Source organism: Marinobacter sediminicola, from assembly GCF_031157525.1.
Taxonomy (GTDB): Bacteria; Pseudomonadota; Gammaproteobacteria; order Pseudomonadales; family Oleiphilaceae; genus Marinobacter; species Marinobacter sediminicola.
Window position 1 is genome coordinate 182,875 of record NZ_JAVIXR010000004.1, and the last position, 19,308, is coordinate 202,182.

General features: G+C 52.5%; 13 protein-coding genes. 9 read left to right on the top strand and 4 right to left on the bottom strand.

Translation table 11 applies throughout. The features are described from left to right. The first annotated feature begins 6 nt into the window (after positions 1–6). Positions 7–1,977, top strand: a complete 1,971-nt coding sequence (locus tag RG807_RS07715) for an ATP-binding cassette domain-containing protein (protein WP_309044373.1) — start codon at positions 7–9, stop codon at positions 1,975–1,977. Between the two features lie 83 nt (positions 1,978–2,060). Here the strand turns inward: RG807_RS07715 and RG807_RS07720 are convergent, their stop codons facing one another. Continuing rightward, the gene (locus tag RG807_RS07720; protein ID WP_298446948.1) at positions 2,061–2,492 is read right to left on the bottom strand and encodes a universal stress protein; all 432 of its coding nucleotides are present in this window, start codon (positions 2,490–2,492) and stop codon (positions 2,061–2,063) included. A 74-nt stretch (positions 2,493–2,566) separates the two neighbouring features. After that, the gene (locus RG807_RS07725; protein WP_309044374.1) at positions 2,567–3,385 is read right to left on the bottom strand and encodes a hypothetical protein; all 819 of its coding nucleotides are present in this window, start codon (positions 3,383–3,385) and stop codon (positions 2,567–2,569) included. Between the two features lie 427 nt (positions 3,386–3,812). Here RG807_RS07725 and fadB point away from each other — a divergent pair, with 427 nt between their 5' ends. From fadB to topA, 3 genes are all read left to right on the top strand, one after another. Further along, the gene (gene fadB, locus RG807_RS07730) at positions 3,813–5,960 is read left to right on the top strand and encodes a fatty acid oxidation complex subunit alpha FadB (protein ID WP_309044375.1); all 2,148 of its coding nucleotides are present in this window, start codon (positions 3,813–3,815) and stop codon (positions 5,958–5,960) included. A 33-nt stretch (positions 5,961–5,993) separates the two neighbouring features. Further along, entirely contained in the window at positions 5,994–7,169 is a 1,176-nt protein-coding gene (gene fadA, locus RG807_RS07735) for an acetyl-CoA C-acyltransferase FadA (RefSeq protein WP_298446951.1), read from the top strand. A 271-nt stretch (positions 7,170–7,440) separates the two neighbouring features. Beyond that, positions 7,441–10,080 (top strand): type I DNA topoisomerase, encoded by a 2,640-nt coding sequence (gene topA / locus RG807_RS07740; protein ID WP_309044376.1) that lies wholly within the window; start codon positions 7,441–7,443, stop codon positions 10,078–10,080. A gap of 82 nt (positions 10,081–10,162) precedes the next feature. Here the strand turns inward: topA and RG807_RS07745 are convergent, their stop codons facing one another. Together RG807_RS07745 and gltA are read right to left on the bottom strand one after the other, a co-directional pair. Continuing rightward, complete coding sequence (locus tag RG807_RS07745) at positions 10,163–11,035, bottom strand: NAD(P)-dependent oxidoreductase (RefSeq protein WP_309044377.1); 873 nt, start codon at positions 11,033–11,035, stop codon at positions 10,163–10,165. A 136-nt stretch (positions 11,036–11,171) separates the two neighbouring features. Further along, complete coding sequence (gltA, locus tag RG807_RS07750) at positions 11,172–12,446, bottom strand: citrate synthase (RefSeq protein ID WP_309044378.1); 1,275 nt, start codon at positions 12,444–12,446, stop codon at positions 11,172–11,174. A 477-nt stretch (positions 12,447–12,923) separates the two neighbouring features. On the opposite strand from gltA, the gene sdhC reads away from it, so the two are divergent. The 5 genes from sdhC (at position 12,924) to RG807_RS07775 (ending at position 19,288) form a co-directional block, all read left to right on the top strand. Continuing rightward, on the top strand, positions 12,924–13,301 hold the full coding sequence (gene sdhC, locus RG807_RS07755) for a succinate dehydrogenase, cytochrome b556 subunit (RefSeq protein WP_200204961.1): 378 nt from the start codon (positions 12,924–12,926) through the stop codon (positions 13,299–13,301). Further along, positions 13,298–13,639: a succinate dehydrogenase, hydrophobic membrane anchor protein gene (sdhD, locus tag RG807_RS07760; protein ID WP_410804549.1), complete on the top strand. Its 342-nt coding sequence runs from the start codon at positions 13,298–13,300 to the stop codon at positions 13,637–13,639. The genes sdhC and sdhD overlap by 4 nt, the downstream gene beginning before the upstream one ends. Positions 13,640–13,642: 3 nt before the next feature. After that, entirely contained in the window at positions 13,643–15,415 is a 1,773-nt protein-coding gene (gene sdhA, locus RG807_RS07765; RefSeq protein ID WP_309044380.1) for a succinate dehydrogenase flavoprotein subunit, read from the top strand. Positions 15,416–15,429: 14 nt separating this feature from the next. After that, a complete protein-coding gene (locus RG807_RS07770; protein ID WP_298446957.1) occupies positions 15,430–16,134 on the top strand; it encodes a succinate dehydrogenase iron-sulfur subunit in 705 nt (234 codons plus the stop codon). A 316-nt stretch (positions 16,135–16,450) separates the two neighbouring features. Further along, on the top strand, positions 16,451–19,288 hold the full coding sequence (locus RG807_RS07775; protein WP_309044381.1) for a 2-oxoglutarate dehydrogenase E1 component: 2,838 nt from the start codon (positions 16,451–16,453) through the stop codon (positions 19,286–19,288). The last annotated feature ends 20 nt before the right edge of the window (positions 19,289–19,308 follow it).

Genomic DNA, 19,308 nt, shown 5'->3' on the forward strand with positions numbered 1-19,308 from the left:
AACAACGTGCCACTGTTAACACTGGACTCGATTTCCCTGGCCTTCGGAATGCACCCGCTGCTTGATCAGGCTTCGCTGAATATTGAAGCTGGCGAACGGGTATGTTTGTTGGGAAGGAATGGCGAGGGTAAGTCCACGCTGCTAAAGATCGTCTGCGGTGATGTTATTCCGGATGGCGGCAAGGTGCGCCTTGAGGATGGCGCCGTGTTGGCGGTCCTGCCCCAGAACCTTCCCTCAGACGATACCAGAACGGCGTACGAAGTAGTGTCTGGCGCCTTCCCGGAAGCAGGCCAACTTCTGGCGGAGTTTCACACGCTTACCCAAAGCGCAGACGAATCCAGTCTCGATCGCATGATGAAGGTTCAGGAGCGCATTGAAGCTCTTGACGGGTGGCGGCTCGATCAAAAGGTTACGGCCATTTTGGCGCAATATGGCATAGATCCGGACCAGCGGTTGAATACCCTCTCCGGAGGGTGGCAGCGTCGGGTGTTGTTAGCTAAAGCGCTCGTTGGAGAGCCGGATATTCTTTTGTTGGACGAGCCCACCAACCATCTTGATGTGCCAGCCATCGCTTGGCTTGAGGAAGCGCTTGGTGCATTTCGTGGCGCCATGCTGTTTGTGAGCCACGACCGGGCTTTTATCAGGCGCATGGCTACCCGAGTCGTAGAGTTGGATCGCGGGAAGTTGATCAGCTTTGCTGCCTCTTATGACCGATATCTTGATCTGAAAGAGAAAGCGCTTGAGGAGGAAGAGCGGGAAAATGCGCTTTTCGACAAGCGGCTGAAACAGGAAGAGACGTGGATTCGTCAAGGCATTAAAGCTCGCCGCACCCGCAACATGGGTAGGGTAAGGGCCCTGAAAGCGATGCGCGAAGAGCACCGGCAGCGCAGAGTTCGTGGTGGTACAGCGAGCTTCGCTGTGGAAGATGCTGCGCGCTCGGGCAAGCTGGTAGTAGAGACAGTTGATGCCGGCTTTGCATACCCTGACGGGACAGCCATTATTCGAGATATGAGTCTTACTGTGCTCCGGGGCGATAAAATTGGCCTTGTGGGTGAGAACGGAACGGGTAAAACAACGCTGGTGCGTTTGTTGTTGGGCGACCTGAAGCCGACTGAAGGCACGATCCGCTTGGGTACTAACCTCCAGGTGGCCTATTTTGATCAGCTTCGTGGTGAGCTCGACCTTAACTCGAACGCACTCGACAACTTGTCGGAAGGCCGGGAATTTATTGATATCAACGGCCAGAGCAAGCATGTGCTTGGGTATTTGCAGGAGTTCCTGTTTACGCCGGAGCGGGCCAGATCGCCTGTTCGGGTATTCTCCGGGGGTGAACGTGCAAGGTTGTTGTTAGCAAAACTGTTCAGCAAACCAGCAAACATTCTGGTACTGGATGAGCCAACCAACGATCTGGATGTGGAAACCCTGGAGTTGCTGGAAGAGCAGCTTTCCGAATTTGCCGGCACCGTGATTGTTATCAGCCACGACCGGGAGTTTCTCGATAACGTTGTAACGGAAACGGTTTTCCTGGACGGTTCTGGGCGGGTGCGAGAATACGTAGGTGGTTATAGCGACTGGCGTCGGCAGGGAGGATGTTTCCCGGCTGAGGAAACGGGCGCACGCCCCGATCGGCACGACAAGGCGGCAAAGTCAGGTAAGCAAACGGGTGGCAAGAAAAATGGTGATTCGCCAGCCAAGGGTGAGCAGGCTGCAGAAAGCTCGAATGATGCCGGTGTCAGCAAGCCTAAGCCGGTTAAACTGAGTTATAAGTTGAAGCTCGAACTTGAACAGTTGCCAGGGCAAATAGAAGCTTTGGAGCAGGATGTAGCGAGCATTCAGGCGCGTATCGCTTCAGCCGATTTTTATTCAGGTACAGCTGAAGACGTTGCTGAGGTTCTGGAAGAGCTGGAGCAGAAAGAGCTCAAGCTGGAGAAGGTTATCGAGAGATGGATGGAACTGGAAGAGCAGGCGCTTGGTTAAGGCAAGTGCTTGGGATTAATAAAAAAGCCTGGGGCAGTGTATTGCCTCAGGCTTTTTTCCAGGGCTGGGTGTTGCGAGATGAGTTAGCGAATTCTGATCGCTAAAACATCGCACTCTGTACCATGCAACACGCCATTTGCAGTTGAGCCGAGTAGCAACTGGAAGCCCTTCCTGCCGTGGCTTCCCACAATCACAAGATCCGCAGCCTGCTCTTTAACCAACCGGTGTATCTCAGATTCCGGTCGGCCCACAGTCACAATCTGGTTGGTCTTTTCGACGCCATACTGTTCACCGTACGCAGCCAGCTGTTCCCGGGCCGCTTTATCGAGCTGAGTTTGAAGCTCGGTCAGGTCCATCGGGATATCTCCACCATACGCGTACCCCACTGGCTCGACAACGTGTACCAGAACCAGGTTGGCACCGTGAGCTACGCTCATGGCTTTAGCTTTTTCCAGAACCTGGGGTGCTTCTTCGGTAAGATCGATAGCAACGAGCATTGTATTGTATGCAGACATCCCTAACTCCTTCTATATCGGCTTTGCTACAGCATAGTACGCGAGCCCGACTGGGGGAAGGGCTCTCGTGGTATTCACGCGCTCTGCTGGAGTAGCGAAATAACCGAAGTCAGGCTTTCGAGGATGCGCTTGGAGTACCGGTCAATTACAAAGCCTACGTTGTTTTCGTTGTAGTTGATGTAAGAGCCGCGGATAAACTGCCATTTTGCATTTACGTCGCTTAATAGTCCGCTCAGCTCTGCGTTACTTTCACCCGTGCTCATTGTTTCAAGCAGCTTGTCAAAGTCTTTGGCCTGCTCATCAAGTGATGTTTCCAGGGAGGAGCCTTGAAAGATTTGCGCAACCGACGAGTTGGTGCGAACTGAGTACTTTGCCATCATTTGGGCAATGACAACCGCACCCATTCTGGCTGCTTCAACCCGCTGGCTTGTTTGTTTCGCGGAGCCTTCCTGGGCGATCTGGTAAAGCTCGGTTGCCTTGCTGTTCATTTCCAGTGCCTGATTAGCCATGTCAGACACCAAACGTAAATCTGGATAACCCGTTGTCCGCACATCGTTGATGTTGTCGCGCATCAGACTTTTGAATTTATCGAATTGGCCGTTGAGCTCTTCAAGTTGTTCTTTGGATAGTCCGCCACTTGTATTGTTTGTAACGAGGTTCATGGCGTCGTTGGCTGAGTTGATACCGGCCACGATCTCGTTCAGAGTGTTGGTGCTGCCAGATCCGATAAACCGGTAATACGCATCAAGCGCCACGTAGTTGCTCACGCGGAAGTTATGCAGTTGGGCGAGGAAGTCGTCAGACTCCTGTGCCTTTACGTTCATAGATGTGAGCAAGAACAAAAACAGTGAAGCAACCAGAGAGGCGCGAGCGCCCAGGTGGGTGGTTTTCATCGGACGGATTCTCCGTAAAGCGTTTATTATTGTGTACCAAAGTCGTAGAACGAAGGTAAAGTAAGTTTCTCGGCCAATCAAGCAGTTTTGCTGGCGCGGGAATGGGGAATTGTAAATATCTTTGAAATTTGCGTCATGAAGTTCAAGCTCCTTCTATGCATTAGGTTGTAATCTACTGATACATAAGGATCTGATGTCGTGGCGCGGGTGTAATTGCTGCATGTTGCGTTCGATCACAAAGAAACAAATTGACAAACGTGCTGTTTTTTCACATCGTGTGCCCTCACGATTCAAACGACTGTATGAATTTTTAGTCGTCTGATCGGGCAGTGACAGAAATCTCGCTGCATCAAACAGCTTTGGCAATCTCGATAAAGAGGCTGTCCAGAGTTGGAAGCAGTTCCAAACACAGACTGGAGATCAGTTGATGATTTACGAAGGTAAAGCCATCACGGTTAAAGAGATCGAAGGCGGGATCGCTCAGTTGGACTTCGACTTGCAAGGCGAGTCGGTAAACAAGTTCAACCGTCTTACCATTGAAGAGCTCCACGCCGCGACTGATGCACTTAAAGCACAGAAGAAACTCAAGGGCCTGGTAGTAACCAGTTCCAAAGACAGTTTCATTGTTGGTGCCGACATTACAGAGTTTACTGAACTGTTTGCCGGTTCCGAGGAAGACCTGGTTGCCAACAACCTGAAGGCCAATGCAATTTTCAGCGCGGTAGAGGATCTTCCTTTCCCCACTGTGACTGCAATTAACGGTATCGCTTTGGGCGGCGGTTTTGAAATGTGCCTGGCGACCGATTATCGGGTTATGGCTCCCAAGGCTAAAGTAGGCCTGCCTGAAGTAAAGCTGGGTATCTTCCCGGGCTTCGGCGGCACTGTTCGTCTATCCCGCCTGGTAGGTGTGGATAACGCTGTTGAGTGGATTTGTGGCGGTGCAGAAAACCGTGCCGACGTAGCTCTGAAAACGGGTGCTGTTGACGCAATTGTTGAGCCGGCGCAGCTGGTGGAAGCAGCTGTTGCTATCATTAATCAGTGCAACGAAGGCAAGCTTGACCACGAAGCGCGTCGCGAAGAGAAGAAAGGCAAGATCAAGCTCAATGCCATGGAAAGCATGATGGCGTTCGAGATTTCCAAAGCCTTTGTGGGTGCCAAAGCGGGCAAGAACTACCCAGCACCGGTCGAAGCGATCAAGGTGATGCAAAAGCACGCTGGCATGACCCGCGACAAGGCGATTGAAGTGGAAGCCAAAGGCTTTGCCAAAATGGCGAAGACGAATGTGGCGGCCTGCCTTGTTGGCTTGTTCCTGAATGATCAGGAACTTAAAAAGAAAGCCAAAGCTTGGGAAAAAGAAGCGTCTGAAGTGAAACTGGCTGCCGTACTGGGTGCCGGAATCATGGGTGGCGGCGTTGCTTATCAGTCAGCACTGAAAGGCACACCGATCATCATGAAGGACATTAACCAGGCCGGTATTACCCTGGGTCTGAATGAAGCCAAGAAGCTGCTAACCAAGCGCGTCGATAAAGGCCGCATGGACGCAGGCAAAATGGCCGATGTTCTCAACAGCATTACTCCGACCCTCAACTACGGTGACTTTAAAAACGTAGATCTGGTTGTAGAAGCTGTTGTTGAAAACCCGAAGGTAAAAGATGCTGTTCTGCGTGAAGCAGAAGATATGGTTCGTGACGACGCCATTTTGACGTCGAACACTTCAACCATTTCCATCGATCTTCTGGCCAAGAACTTGAAGCGTCCGGAAAATTTCTGCGGTATGCACTTCTTCAACCCGGTACACATGATGCCTCTGGTTGAGGTTATCCGCGGTAAGAAGACCAGCGATCGCGCTATTGCAACAACGGTTGCCTACGCCAAGGCGATGGGTAAGACCCCGATTGTTGTAAACGATTGCCCAGGCTTCCTGGTGAACCGTGTTCTGTTCCCTTACTTCGGTGGATTTGTCGGCTTGGTACGTGACGGTGCAGATTTCCAGCGCGTAGACAAAGTAATGGAAAAGTTCGGCTGGCCTATGGGTCCAGCATACCTGCTGGACGTTGTTGGCATGGATACCGGCAAGCACGCTGGCGAAGTGATGGCCGATGGCTTCCCGGATCGCATGAAGCATGCAGAAAAGACGGCCATTGACGTGATGTTTGAAAACAACCGTTATGGTCAGAAAAACGAACTGGGCTTCTACAAATACGAACTGGACCGTAAAGGTAAGCAGAAGAAGGTTGTCGATGAAGAGACCTACGAGCTGCTCAAGCCGGTTGTTCAGGGTGAGGGCGAGTTCAGCGACGAAGATATCATTGCTCGTATGATGATTCCGCTATGTCTGGAAACTGTGCGTTGCCTGGAAGATGGCATCGTGGCAGATGCAGCTGACGCGGATATGGGTCTGATCTTCGGTATCGGCTTCCCGCCGTTCCGTGGTGGTGCCCTGCGCTACATCGATGATATGGGTGTAGACAAGTTCGTTGAGCTGGCAGACAAGTTTGCAGATCTTGGTGCTTTGTATCATCCGACCGAGAAGCTGCGTGAAATGGCCAAAACTGGTGAAAAGTTCTTTGGTTAACCCTGAACGAGATTTCCGAACGGAGAAAGATCTATGAGCCTTAATCCGAGAGACGTTGTCGTCGTCGATTGCGTGCGGACTCCGATGGGTCGTGCCAAAAATGGTTGTTTCCGCCATGTGCGTGCGGAGACCCTTTCGGCTACGCTGATCGATGCGCTTTTCGAACGCAACCCGAAGCTCGACCCAAAAGAAGTTGAAGATGTTATCTGGGGCTGTGTAAACCAGACCAAGGAACAGGGCTTTAACGTGGCGCGGCAGATTTCCGTGCTGACCCGCATCCCTCACGAGTCTGCAGCCCAGACGGTGAACCGCCTGTGTGGATCTGCAATGAGTGCAATCCATACGGCAGCTCAGGCCATCATGACCGGCAACGGCGATGTGTTTGTGGTTGGTGGTGTAGAGCACATGGGGCACGTACCCATGACGGAAGGTTTCGACCATAACCCGGCTGCTTCCAAGTACACTGCCAAGGCCTCGAACATGATGGGTCTGACTGCAGAAATGCTGGCGAAAATGCACGGTATTACTCGTCAGCAGCAGGATGAGTTCGGTGCGCGTTCACATCGTCTGGCCCAGGAAGCGACCGTTGAAGGTCGTTTCAAGAACGAAATCGTGCCTATTGAAGGTCACGATGAGAATGGCTTCAAGGTGCTGATTGAGCATGATGAAACCATTCGTCCACAGACCACGGTTGAATCACTGGGCCAGCTTAAGCCGGCTTTTGATCCGAAGAGCGGTACTGTGACGGCTGGTACTTCCTCTCAGCTGACCGATGGTGCCTCTGCAATGGTACTGATGTCTGCAGAGCGTGCAGAAGCGCTGGGCCTTAAGCCGATGGCGAAGATCCGCAGCATGGCCGTTGCCGGCTGTGATCCCGCAATCATGGGTTACGGCCCGGTACCAGCAACCAAGAAGGCGCTCAAGCGTGCGGGCCTGAAAGTTGAAGATATCGACTTTTGGGAACTGAACGAAGCCTTTGCTGGTCAGTCTTTGCCGGTACTGAAAGACCTGAAACTTCTGGGTGTTATGGAGGAGAAGGTAAACTTGAACGGTGGCGCGATTGCTCTCGGGCATCCGCTGGGCTGCTCAGGTGCCCGTATCTCTACGACCTTGCTGAACGTAATGCAGGCCAAAGGCGGTAAACTTGGTGTGTCCACCATGTGCATCGGCTTGGGTCAGGGTATTGCGACGGTCTGGGAGCGCCTGTAATCCGCTAGACGGATGCAGTAACGCTTTCATGGAAGGCCCGGCTCGTGCCGGGCTTTTCTTGTTTCTGGGGATCTGTAGAGTGCGCCACGGAAACTTGAAAAATGCATGACTGAAACAAAGAATGGGTTGTCTTGCTATTCCTGACCCTGTAAAACAGTGAGCCTATACACAATGGCGGCTCCTATAGCTTTTCCAGCCGATTGATTTTACAGCGAGTTTACGGTCTGCTTGTTTACCGGCCGATTTATCGCAAAGGATACAGAACTCCGATATGGGTAAAAGTCTCGTAATTGTCGAGTCACCAGCGAAAGCGAAGACCATCAACAAGTACCTGGGCTCTGACTTCATCGTAAAGTCCAGCGTTGGGCACATTCGTGATCTCCCTGTTAGTGGCAGCGGATCCCAGTCTGATCCGAAAGAGCGCGCCAGGCAGGCGGCGATCACTCGCAAGCTCAGCCCGGAAGACAAGGTTGCACACAAAAAGCGCAAAGCGCGGGAGCAGTTGGTTGCCCGGATGGGTGTTGATCCGGACAATGACTGGAGCGCTCGCTATGAAGTGCTTCCTGGCAAGGAAAAAGTTGTCAGTGAGCTGAAGCGCCTTGCCAAAAATGCCGACCACATCTATCTCGCAACGGATCTTGACCGCGAAGGGGAGGCCATTGCGTGGCACCTTAAGCAGACCATTGGTGGTGAGCCTGAAAAGTATCGCCGCGTTGTGTTTAACGAAATTACCAAGCGCGCGATTCAGGGAGCGTTCGAGAATCCGGGCAGCCTGGATACCAATCAGGTTAATGCGCAGCAAGCTCGACGCTTTCTTGATCGGGTCGTGGGCTACATGGTGTCGCCGCTGCTTTGGGCCAAGCTTGCCCGTGGCTTGTCGGCTGGCCGTGTTCAATCGGTTGCGGTGCGTTTGATTGCAGAGCGTGAGCGAGACATTCGTGTGTTCGTGCCTGAGGAATACTGGCAGATGTTTGCCGGACTGGGTGCAAAGGCCAGCGAACAACCTGTGCGGTTTGAAGTCACTCGCTACAATGACAAGCCGTACCGCCCGGTTAACGAACAGCAGAGTAATGAACATGTAGAGCGCCTGAAAGCTGGCGCCTTTGAGGTGGCCAAGCGGGAAGACAAACCAACCAGGTCTCGGCCCGGAGCGCCTTTCATTACCTCAACGCTACAGCAGGCTGCAAGTAATCGCCTTGGGTTCAGTGTCAAGAAAACCATGATGCTGGCGCAGCGCCTCTATGAGGCCGGTTACATCACATACATGCGTACCGATTCCACCAACCTTAGCCAGGATGCAATCGACAGCTGCCGTGATTTTATCAAGGAGCAGTTCGGTGATCGTTATCTGCCAGAGAAGCCTAAGGTATATGGCAGTAAAGAAGGGGCCCAGGAAGCACACGAGGCTATTCGTCCTACAGAGGTCTCTCGTAAGGCAGCCGCTATCAGTGGTTTGGAAAAAGACGCGGAGAAGCTCTATGAGCTTATCTGGCGACAGTTCGTTGCCTGCCAGATGGCTGAAGCAGAATTTCTTAGCACGTCTATTGTTGTTGCCAATGGCAGTTACGAGCTGCGCACCCGTGGCCGCATCATCAAATTTGAGGGCTTTCTGAAGGTTGCTCCTCAGTCGGCCAAGAAAGAAGAAGACGTTGCCCTGCCCGACATCAAGGTAGGTGAGGCTTTGAGTCTCGAAAAGCTTGAGCCAAGCCAGCACTTTACCAAGCCAGCGCCTAGGTATACGGAAGCCAGCTTGGTTAAAGAGCTCGAAAAGCAGGGGATTGGACGGCCATCCACCTATGCGTCGATTATATCGACCATTCAGGATCGCGGTTACGTGCGCTTGCAGAACCGTCGCTTCTACGCGGAGAAGATGGGTGAGATTGTCACAGATCGCCTGTGCGAATCGTTTTCCAATCTGATGGACTTCGATTTTACAGCCAAGATGGAAGGTGATCTGGACCGCATTGCCTTGGGTGATGTGGAATGGAAGAAGGTTCTTAACGACTTCTATGCCAATTTCCGTCAGCAGCTGGAATCTGCGGAGACAGCTGATGGTGAGGGCGGTATGCGCCCGAACGATCCAACCGAAACCAATATTCCCTGCCCAACCTGTGCTCGTAACATGCAGATTCGTGTCGCCAGTACGGGTGTGTTCCTGGGGTGCTCTGGTTATTCACTGCCACCTAAAGAACGCTGCAAAACCACCATCAACCTGGTGTCTGGTGATGAAGTGGTTAGCGCGGATGACGATGTTGAGGGTGAGGGTGAAACCCGGCTGTTGCGTAAAAAGCGTCGCTGCCCGATCTGCGCAACGGCCATGGACAGCTATTTGGTAGATGAAACCCGAAAACTCCATGTGTGCGGTAATAATCCGGACTGTGCCGGGTACGAAGTGGAAGAGGGTACATTCCGGATTAAAGGCTACGATGGCCCCACGCTGGAATGCGATAAGTGTGGCTCCGAAATGCAGCTGAAAACAGGCCGATTTGGCAAGTACTTCGGTTGCATGAGTGATACTTGTAAGAATACCCGCAAACTGCTGAAAAGCGGGGAGCCGGCGCCACCCAAAATGGATCCAGTGCCGATGCCTGAATTGCAATGCCAGAAAGTCGACGACACCTATGTGTTGCGTGATGGTGCATCAGGAATGTTTTTGGCGGCCAGCAAGTTCCCGAAAAACCGCGAGACTCGGCCACCACTGGTCATGGAGATTAAGCCGCACCGGAAGGAAATCGATCCGAAGCACGATTACTTGATGGAGGCTCCGGAGCGTGACCCTGAGGGTAACCCGACGGTCATCCGGTATAGCCGAAAAACCAAAGAGCAGTATGTGATGACGGAAAAAGACGGTAAGGCGACCGGTTGGTCCGCATGGTATGTTAATGGAAAATGGCAGCCGCGCGAGAAGTAGTAATGGCTGGTCAGGCGAATAAGAAAAGAGGTCAGAGCGCAAGCTCTGGCCTCTTTTTCGCTTAGCTGGGTTTTTTCCTGGCTTATCTGAACTTCCGTAGTCTCTGAATCAGCGAAGACGTATCCCAGCGGTTGCCGCCCATTTCCTGAACGTCGCCATAAAACTGGTCTACCAGTGCTGTAACTGGTAGCGAGGCATTTACCTTGCGTGCTTCATCGAGGCATATGCCCAAGTCTTTGCGCATCCAGTCAACGGCAAATCCATGATCAAATTTACCATCAATCATGGTTCCTGATCGGTTTTCCATCTGCCAGGACTGAGCTGCGCCCTTGGAAATGACGTCCACAACTTTTTTCACATCGAGATTTGCCTGTTCGGCAAAATGCAGAGCTTCTGAGAGGCCTTGCACCAAGCCTGCGATGGCAATCTGATTGACCATTTTTGTCTTCTGGCCACTTCCAGCGGGGCCCATGAGGTTCAATGCTCTGGCATAGATCTGCAATAGCGGTTGGGCTTTCGAGTAGTCTTCCTCTGATCCGCCGCACATGATCGTAAGCTGTCCGTTCTGGGCGCCTTGTTGGCCTCCGGAGACCGGTGCGTCGATAAAACCCATACCGACCTTGCGGGCAGCCTTGGAGAGGTTCTCAGCTACGCCGGCAGAAGCGGTGGTGTGATCCACCAGCACCGCACCATGTTTTGCATGTGCCAGAATGCCATCTTCACCCTCGTAAACCGCAATCAGGTCCCTGTCGGCACCTACGCAGGTCATTACAAAATCAGCGTCTAGGACGGCTTCTTTGATGGTCTCGCAGGCGGTTCCGGGATAGTCTTTGGCCCACTGTATCGATTTTTCCGTGGAGCGATTCCATACCCTAACCGTAATGCCGGCTTTTGCCAAGTGGCCGGCCATGGGGTAGCCCATAACGCCAAGACCTATAAAGGTTGCGGTTGTCATTGCTTTCTCCTTGTAGAGTTATGGCGGTTAAATTAGCACAGACAAGGACAAGTTAACCGCGATAAAGGGTGGCGATCAAACCCATAAAAAAAGGCCGCTGATTCAGCGGCCTTTTTTTATCCAGTGCAGTTCAGGGTTACTTTTTAGGGTAATCCCTTGCTGGAGAGCCAGTGTACAGCTGGCGCGGACGGCCAATGCGGTAATCACCGCTGACCATTTCGTTCCAGTGGGAGAACCAGCCGATCGTCCGTGCCATGGCAAAGATTACCGTAAACATGGATGTCGGGATCCCGATAGCTTTGAGAATGATACCTGAGTAGAAGTCTACGTTCGGGTAAAGCTTACGCTTGACGAAGTATTCGTCTTCAAGGGCGATCTGCTCAAGACGCTGAGCGATTTTCAGGAGAGGGTCATTTTCCAGTCCAAGTTCGCTCAAGACTTCATGGGCAGTTTCGGCCATAACCTTGGCGCGCGGGTCAAAGTTTTTGTAAACCCGGTGACCAAAGCCCATCAGGCGGAAAGGATCATCTTTGTCTTTAGCTCTGGCAATGAACGCATCGATGTTGGATACGTCGCCAATTTCCGCAAGCATGTCCAGGACAGCCTCGTTAGCGCCGCCGTGTGCAGGGCCCCAGAGTGCCGCAATGCCAGAAGCGATGCAGGCGTACGGGTTGGCGCCAGAGGAGCCTGCCAGTCGCACAGTAGATGTGGAGGCGTTCTGTTCGTGGTCCGCATGGAGAATAAAAATCTTGTCCATGGCTTTTGCGAGAATCGGGTTTGCCTTATAAGTCTCGCAGGGCACGCCAAACATCATCTGCAGGAAGTTCTCTGAGTATGACAAATCGTTTCGTGGATAAACGAAAGGTTGGCCGATGCTGTATTTGTAGCACCAGGCCGCAATTGTTGGCATTTTGGCGATGAGGCGATGGGCCGTAATGTCGCGCTGATGTTCGTTGGTAACGTCCATCTGATCGTGATAAAACGCGGAAAGTGCCCCGACAACTCCACACATGATTGCCATAGGGTGCGCGTCCCGGCGGAAGCCGTGGAAGAAATTGCGCATCTGGTCGTGCAGCATGGTGTGGTTTTTGATGGTGTCGTGGAACAGCTTGTTCTGTTCAGCTGTTGGCAGTTCGCCTTTCAGTAGCAGGTAACAGACTTCAAGGTAGTCTGAATGCTCTGCGAGCTGCTCGATTGGATAACCTCGGTGCAGTAGAACGCCTTCGTCACCATCAATGTAGGTGATAGCCGACTCACAGGCGGCCGTAGAGACAAAGCCCGGGTCGTAAGTGAAAACGCCATTCTGGACTAAACCTCTAACGTCGATAACGTCAGGTCCAACGGTGCCGGAATAAATCGGTAGCTCAATGGACTCATTCCCCACCGAGAGCGTGGCTTTCCTGTCGGTCATAGTGCTCTCCTGTTTATCAGCTTTGACAGTGCTAGCTGTCTTTATAGTTGCGCGAGAAGGCGCGTATTATCGCAAAACTGGCGGCAAAATATAGGGCGTAGGCTTTTTTTGTCAATGAAAGAGTACGGAAACATCGCGATAAGCCCTTCATTGTAAATCAGGGATATCACGAATAATGCGGCCCCGGATGGAAAAAAGCATTTGTCAATACGCTTAATAGCTTGCTCTGTTACAGTCCTCGCGCGGCTTCGGCGCGTGTTGCGCGTTTGTAATTATACGGGCGCCTCCTTATAATCCCTAGCCCGGAATTGGGGATCCATCTTCATGGGCGTTTGTGCGTAGCAAGCTACCTTGTTGGTGTTCACCCTCCTGAACCAATCGTCTGTCGATATCGTATTCAACATTCGATCGTTACATACCAACTAACCGCCGCCGGCTTGCCGGTTCCGCGGCACCAAAAGAGAGTGTGAGAGCGCTGTGAATAGCAAACGACCAGTAAATCTCGATCTCGGCACGTTTCATTTTCCGCTGCCAGCCATTACGTCCATATTGCACCGCATCAGCGGCATCATCATTTTTGTTGGTGTTGCGTTCATGCTCTACGGGCTTCAGCTTTCCCTTTCAGGGGAAGAAGGCTTCAGTCAGGTCAGTGAACTGCTGAACAGCTTCCTTGCCAAGCTGATCACCTGGGGCATTCTATCTGCTCTGCTTTATCACCTTGTTGCGGGTATCAAGCACCTGCTGATGGATATGGGCATTGGTGAAGAGCTGGAAAGCGGGCGAGCAGCTGCAAAAATTACGATTGCAGTATCCGTTATCCTTATCGTTCTGGCAGGAGTTTTCGTATGGGCATGAATAGTGTGACCAACATTGGCCGTAACGGTATCCAGGATTGGATTATCCAGCGGGTTTCTGCGTACGTCCTGGCCTTTTATACACTGTTTTTGATTGGTTTCTTTGTGGCAACCGATGTGGATTACCAGTCCTGGTCGGCTCTGTTTGATCAAACCTGGTTCAAGATCTTTTCATTGCTGGCTCTGCTTTCAATCGGCGCTCACGCGTGGGTTGGGCTTTGGACGGTATCTACCGACTATATCAAATCAGCAATGCCGCGCTTTCTGTTTCAAGCCGCATTCATCCTGGTTGGTTTTGTGTATGTGGTCTGGGGAATCCAGATTATTTGGGGGCTTTGATCGATGTCTAATATTAAGACTATCTCTTACGACGCAATTGTAATCGGCGGCGGCGGTGCCGGCATGCGAGCGGCCCTGCAGTTGACCGAGTCAGGCGTCAAAACTGCGTGTATCACTAAAGTGTTTCCAACCCGTTCGCACACGGTTTCTGCCCAGGGTGGCATTACCTGCGCGATTGCAAGTGCAGACCCCAATGATGACTGGCGCTGGCACATGTATGACACCGTTAAAGGGTCTGATTACATTGCTGACCAGGATGCAGTTGAGTACATGTGTTCCGTAGGGCCGCAGGCTGTTTTCGAACTTGAGCACATGGGGTTGCCTTTCTCCCGAACTGAGCAGGGTCGCATCTATCAGCGTCCATTTGGTGGTCAGTCCAAAGGGCCGGATAACCCGACTCAGGCCGCACGCACTTGCGCAGCCGCTGACCGTACCGGCCACGCGCTGTTGCACACGCTGTATCAGGCGAACCTGAAGGGCGGTACTACCTTCCTGAACGAATGGTATGCCGTTGATCTGGTGAAAAACAGCAAGAACGAAGTTGTTGGTGTTGTTGCCATTGAAATTGAAACCGGCGAAGTGGCTTACATCAAGTCCAAGGCGACGGTTCTGGCGACCGGTGGCGCCGGTCGTATCTATGCCTCTACTACCAACGCGCTGATTAACACTGGCGATGGCGTTGGCATGGCGCTGCGTGCGGGATTCCCGATGCAGGACATGGAAATGTGGCAGTTCCACCCAACTGGAATCTACGGTGCCGGTACGCTGGTAACCGAAGGTTGCCGGGGTGAGGGTGGCTACCTGATCAACTCTGAAGGCGAGCGGTTTATGGAGCGCTACGCTCCGAACGCGAAAGACCTTGCGGGCCGTGATGTTGTGGCGCGCTCCATGGTTATTGAGATCCTTGAGGGTCGCGGTTGCGGTCCCGATAAGGATCACGTGTTGTTGAAGCTGGATCACCTGGGCGAAGAAACCCTGAACCTGCGACTGCCGGGTATCTGTGAGTTGTCCCGTACATTTGCTCACGTAGATCCCGTAAAAGAGCCGGTTCCGGTTGTTCCTACCTGTCACTACATGATGGGTGGTGTTCCTACAAACGTAGGTGGCCAGGCGCTGACGCAGGACGAAAACGGTAACGATCAGCCGATCCCGGGTCTGTTTGCCTGCGGTGAGGCAGCCTGTGTTTCCGTCCACGGTGCAAACCGCCTGGGTGGTAACTCGCTACTCGATCTGGTTGTTTTTGGTCGTGCGGCAGGCCTGCACATTGAAGAGCAGTTGCGCGGCGGTTTCGAAACTGACGACGCAACCGACGCAGACATTAAGCGTGCAATGGCTCGTCTGGATCGCCTGAACAGTGTTTCTGAAGGTGAGAGCGTTGCTGAGGTTCGTAAGGATCTTCAGAATTGCATGCAGCTCTATTTTGGTGTGTTCCGTGACGGCAAGAGCATGGAAGAGGGCTTGAAGAAGCTCGCGGCGATCGGTGAGCGCGTTCGTAACACCAAGCTGACCGACACAAGCAATGCATTCAATACTGCCCGTATTGAAGCGCTTGAGCTGGACAACCTTTTTGAGGTGGCTCAGGCAACGGCCATTGCGGCAAACGAGCGTAAAGAGAGCCGTGGTGCTCATGCCCGTAACGATTTCACCGAGCGTGATGACGAAAATTGGCTGAAGCATTCTCTCTACTTCCCGCTGGATAAGCGTATTGGCAAGCGTGATGTTAACTTCGCGCCGAAAACTGTCGAAACCTTCCAGCCGAAAGTCCGGACATACTAAGGGGAACGTACACTATGTTGGTAAGTCTTTACCGTTATAACCCGGAAACTGACAACGCCCCTTACATGCAGGACGTAGAGGTTGAGCTTCCGGCAGGAAAGGATCTGATGGTTCTTGATGTGCTTAACCTCATCAAGGAAAAGGATTCGTCAATGGCCTACCGCCGCTCGTGCCGTGAAGGTGTGTGTGGTTCGGATGGCATGAACATGAACGGCAAGAATGGCTTGGCATGTATTACGCCAATGTCGCAGGTCGTCAAGAATGGCAAGTTGGTATTGCGCCCTTTGCCAGGCTTGCCGGTTATCCGCGATCTGGTCGTAGATATGAGTCTGTTCTATAAGCAGTACGAAAAAGTAATGCCGTACCTTGTGAACGATACGCCAGTGCCTGCTATTGAGCGTCTCCAGACACCAGAAGATCGGGAAAAGCTGGATGGTTTGTACGAGTGTATTCTCTGTGCATGCTGCTCCACATCCTGTCCTTCGTTCTGGTGGAACCCGGACAAGTTTATTGGTCCGGCAGGTCTGTTGCAGGCATATCGCTTCCTGGCGGATAGCCGCGATACAGCGCAAGCTGAGCGCCTTGCCAATCTGGATGACCCGTTCAGTGTGTTCCGTTGCAGGGGCATCATGAACTGTGTCAGCGTATGTCCGAAAGGTCTCAACCCCACAAGGGCAATTGGCCATATCCGGAATCTTTTGCTGCATAGAGCTACATAAGCGGCAAGATTTCAGACAGACGCTATACTGGTCTGAATAGGTTGGACTCCCGGAAGGCCTCGCATTTTATGCGGGGCCTTCAACCAAAGGCTTATAGTCAAAGGTCTTACCCGGGTGCACACTACGCAAGCCGTGCCGGGAACTCAGCAGGTTTTCTTGCGGCGTTGCAGAGTATAAAAAATCATTGGGGAACGGAAAACATCCATGTTGGGTGTGGTGGCCATAGTCGATCCCGTAAAAACCCGTATTGACTGATAGTTACCCCTGGCCGACCATACTTGGCTCCCCCGCACCAGCCCAAGGTGAGCTATTCAAAATGCAAGAAAGCATGATGGAGCAGTTATGGCAGACGTCCCACTTGCAAGGTGGAAATCTGGCCTATGTTGAACAGCTTTTTGAAACCTACCTGACAGACCCTAATGCCGTTCCTGAAGAGTGGCGCAGCTATTTCGACAAGCTTCCAAGCGTTGATGGCAATCATGGCCGCGACGTTATTCACTCTTCGATCCGGGAACAGTTTGAGCACATCTCCCGCAATCAGCGTTTCCTCACGACTAATGGCGTGCCAGCTGGCGCTACGTCGGATGCTGATAAAAAGCAGATTCGTGTTCTTCAGTTAATCAATGCTTATCGTTTTCGTGGTCACCAGGAAGCAAAGCTTGATCCACTCGGCGTCTGGAATCGTCCCAAGGTAGAAGATCTTGAACTGTCGTTTCACGATCTGTCCGAGTCCGATCTCGATCTGGAGTTCCAGACAGGCTCTCTGAGCTTTGGTTCTGACACCATGAAGCTTGGCGATATCTACGATGGTCTCCGCAAGACATACTGCGGAAGCATCGGTGCCGAATATATGCACGTGGTTGATACCCGCATCAAGCGCTGGTTTCAGCAACGTATGGAGCCGGTTCGCTCAGAGCCCGGTTTCGAATCCGCTACCCGAACCCATATTCTTGAACGCCTGACAGCTGCCGAAGGCTTGGAGAAATACCTTGGCTCCCGCTACCCAGGCGTCAAGCGTTTTGGTCTTGAGGGTGGTGAAAGTCTTATTCCTTGCATGGATGAGCTTATCCAGCGTGCCGGTCATTACGGTGCCAAGGAAATTGTTCTGGGTATGGCCCACCGTGGCCGACTGAATATTCTGGTCAATACTTTGGGCAAAAACCCCAAAGAACTGTTTGATGAGTTTGAAGGCAAAAGGCTCGCCGATTCAGGTTCCGGCGACGTTAAATACCACCAGGGCTTCTCGTCCAACGTTATGACTGACGGCGGTGAAGTGCACTTGGCCATGGCGTTTAACCCATCCCACCTGGAAATAGTATCTCCAGTGGTAGAGGGGTCGGTTCGTGCCCGCCAGACTCGGCGTTCTGATACGGAAGGCAATCAGGTTGTTCCGGTTATCATGCACGGTGATGCGGCATTTGCTGGTCAGGGTGTGGTGATGGAAACTTTCCAGATGTCCCAGACCCGTGGTTTCGGGGTGGGTGGCACCATCCATATTGTTATCAATAACCAGGTTGGCTTCACCACCAGCAAGCAGGAAGACGCGCGCTCTACGGAGTACTGCACCGACATCGCGAAGATGGTCCAGGCGCCGATACTGCATGTGAACGCTGATGATCCAGATGCGGTTGTGTTTGTAACTCAAATGGCGATGGACTATCGCAACGAATTCAAAGGTGACGTGGTTATCGATCTGGTTTGTTATCGCCGTCGTGGACACAACGAGGCGGATGAGCCTGCTGCAACACAGCCGATGATGTACCAAAAAATTCGTAAGCTGCCAACCACGCGCAATATCTATGCAGACAAGCTGATTGCTGCAGGTGTGGTAACTGAAGACGAAGCCAAGCAGATGGAAAATGACTACCGTGATGCGCTGGACAACGGCGAGCACGTGGTCAAATCTCTAGTCAAAGAGCCGAACAAAGATCTCTACGTGGACTGGGCTCCTTATCTTGGTCACGCATGGACTGCCAAGTGTAAGTCCAGCGTGCCCTTGAAAACCATCCAGAAGCTGGGCAAGAAGCTGACCCAGGTGCCCGAAGGGTTCAGCATTCAGCGCCAGGTATCCAAGATCGTCACTGACCGAGACAAAATGACGGCAGGTGCGCTGCCCATTAACTGGGGTTACGGCGAGATCATGGCGTACGCAACGCTGCTCAATGAAGGGCATCCAATCCGCTTGACCGGACAGGATGTGGGGCGTGGAACCTTCTCTCACCGTCACGCGGTTTTGCATAATCAGAAAGACGGCTCCAGACACATAGCGCTCGCACAGCTCTCTGATAAACAGCCAAAGTTCGAAATATACGACTCGCTACTGTCGGAAATGGCAGTGATGGCGTTCGAGTACGGCTACGCAACAACTACGCCGGATGCACTGGTTGTCTGGGAGGCTCAGTTTGGTGACTTTGCAAACGGCGCCCAGGTGGTTATCGATCAGTTCCTGACCAGCGGCGAACATAAGTGGGGCCGCCTGTGCGGGCTGACTCTGTTGCTGCCGCACGGCTATGAAGGGCAGGGGCCTGAGCACAGTTCTGCACGGCTTGAGCGTTTCCTCCAGCTATCGGCAGAGCACAATATTCAGGTATGTGTGCCAACCACGCCTTCCCAGGTTTTCCATATGCTTCGCCGCCAAGTTAAGCGTCCATTGCGTAAGCCTCTGGTGGCAATCACGCCCAAGAGTCTGTTGCGCCACAAAGAAGCGACCTCGGATCTGGACGATCTGACCTCAGGCACCTTCCAGACAGTACTTCCTGAGAAAGATCTGCCTGAAGCGAAAAAGGTTACCCGGGTTATTCTTTGTAGTGGCAAGGTCTATTATGACCTTCTGGAAAAGAAGAAAACCGACGAGCGGGACGACGTTGCCCTAGTGCGTATTGAGCAGCTCTATCCGTTCCCCGGCGAGGATCTGGACGAAACCTTGGCGCAGTATCCGAAGCTCAAACATGTTGTTTGGTGCCAGGAAGAGCCAATGAACCAGGGTGCCTGGTATTGCAGTCAGCACCATATGCGGAATGCGCTGCAACGTCTGAATCCAAAGCTGTACCTTCAGTATGCTGGCCGTCAGGCTTCCGCTGCTCCGGCGGCAGGACACATGTCCGTGCATATTGAAGAGCAGAAAAACCTTGTTAACGACGCGTTTGAAATCTGACGAGCTACCGAACTAAGGAA

Bases quoted from the DNA above. Each gene is read 5' to 3' on its own strand.
- RG807_RS07720 (WP_298446948.1), bottom strand. From the start codon at position 2,492: ATGTCTGCATACAATACAATGCTCGTTGCTATCGATCTTACCGAAGAA.
- RG807_RS07725 (WP_309044374.1), bottom strand. From the start codon at position 3,385: ATGAAAACCACCCACCTGGGCGCTCGCGCCTCTCTGGTTGCTTCACTG.
- fadB (WP_309044375.1), top strand. From the start codon at position 3,813: ATGATTTACGAAGGTAAAGCCATCACGGTTAAAGAGATCGAAGGCGGG.
- fadA (WP_298446951.1), top strand. From the start codon at position 5,994: ATGAGCCTTAATCCGAGAGACGTTGTCGTCGTCGATTGCGTGCGGACT.
- topA (WP_309044376.1), top strand. From the start codon at position 7,441: ATGGGTAAAAGTCTCGTAATTGTCGAGTCACCAGCGAAAGCGAAGACC.
- RG807_RS07745 (WP_309044377.1), bottom strand. From the start codon at position 11,035: ATGACAACCGCAACCTTTATAGGTCTTGGCGTTATGGGCTACCCCATG.
- gltA (WP_309044378.1), bottom strand. From the start codon at position 12,446: ATGACCGACAGGAAAGCCACGCTCTCGGTGGGGAATGAGTCCATTGAG.
- sdhD (WP_410804549.1), top strand. From the start codon at position 13,298: ATGAATAGTGTGACCAACATTGGCCGTAACGGTATCCAGGATTGGATT.
- sdhA (WP_309044380.1), top strand. From the start codon at position 13,643: ATGTCTAATATTAAGACTATCTCTTACGACGCAATTGTAATCGGCGGC.
- RG807_RS07770 (WP_298446957.1), top strand. From the start codon at position 15,430: ATGTTGGTAAGTCTTTACCGTTATAACCCGGAAACTGACAACGCCCCT.
- RG807_RS07775 (WP_309044381.1), top strand. From the start codon at position 16,451: ATGCAAGAAAGCATGATGGAGCAGTTATGGCAGACGTCCCACTTGCAA.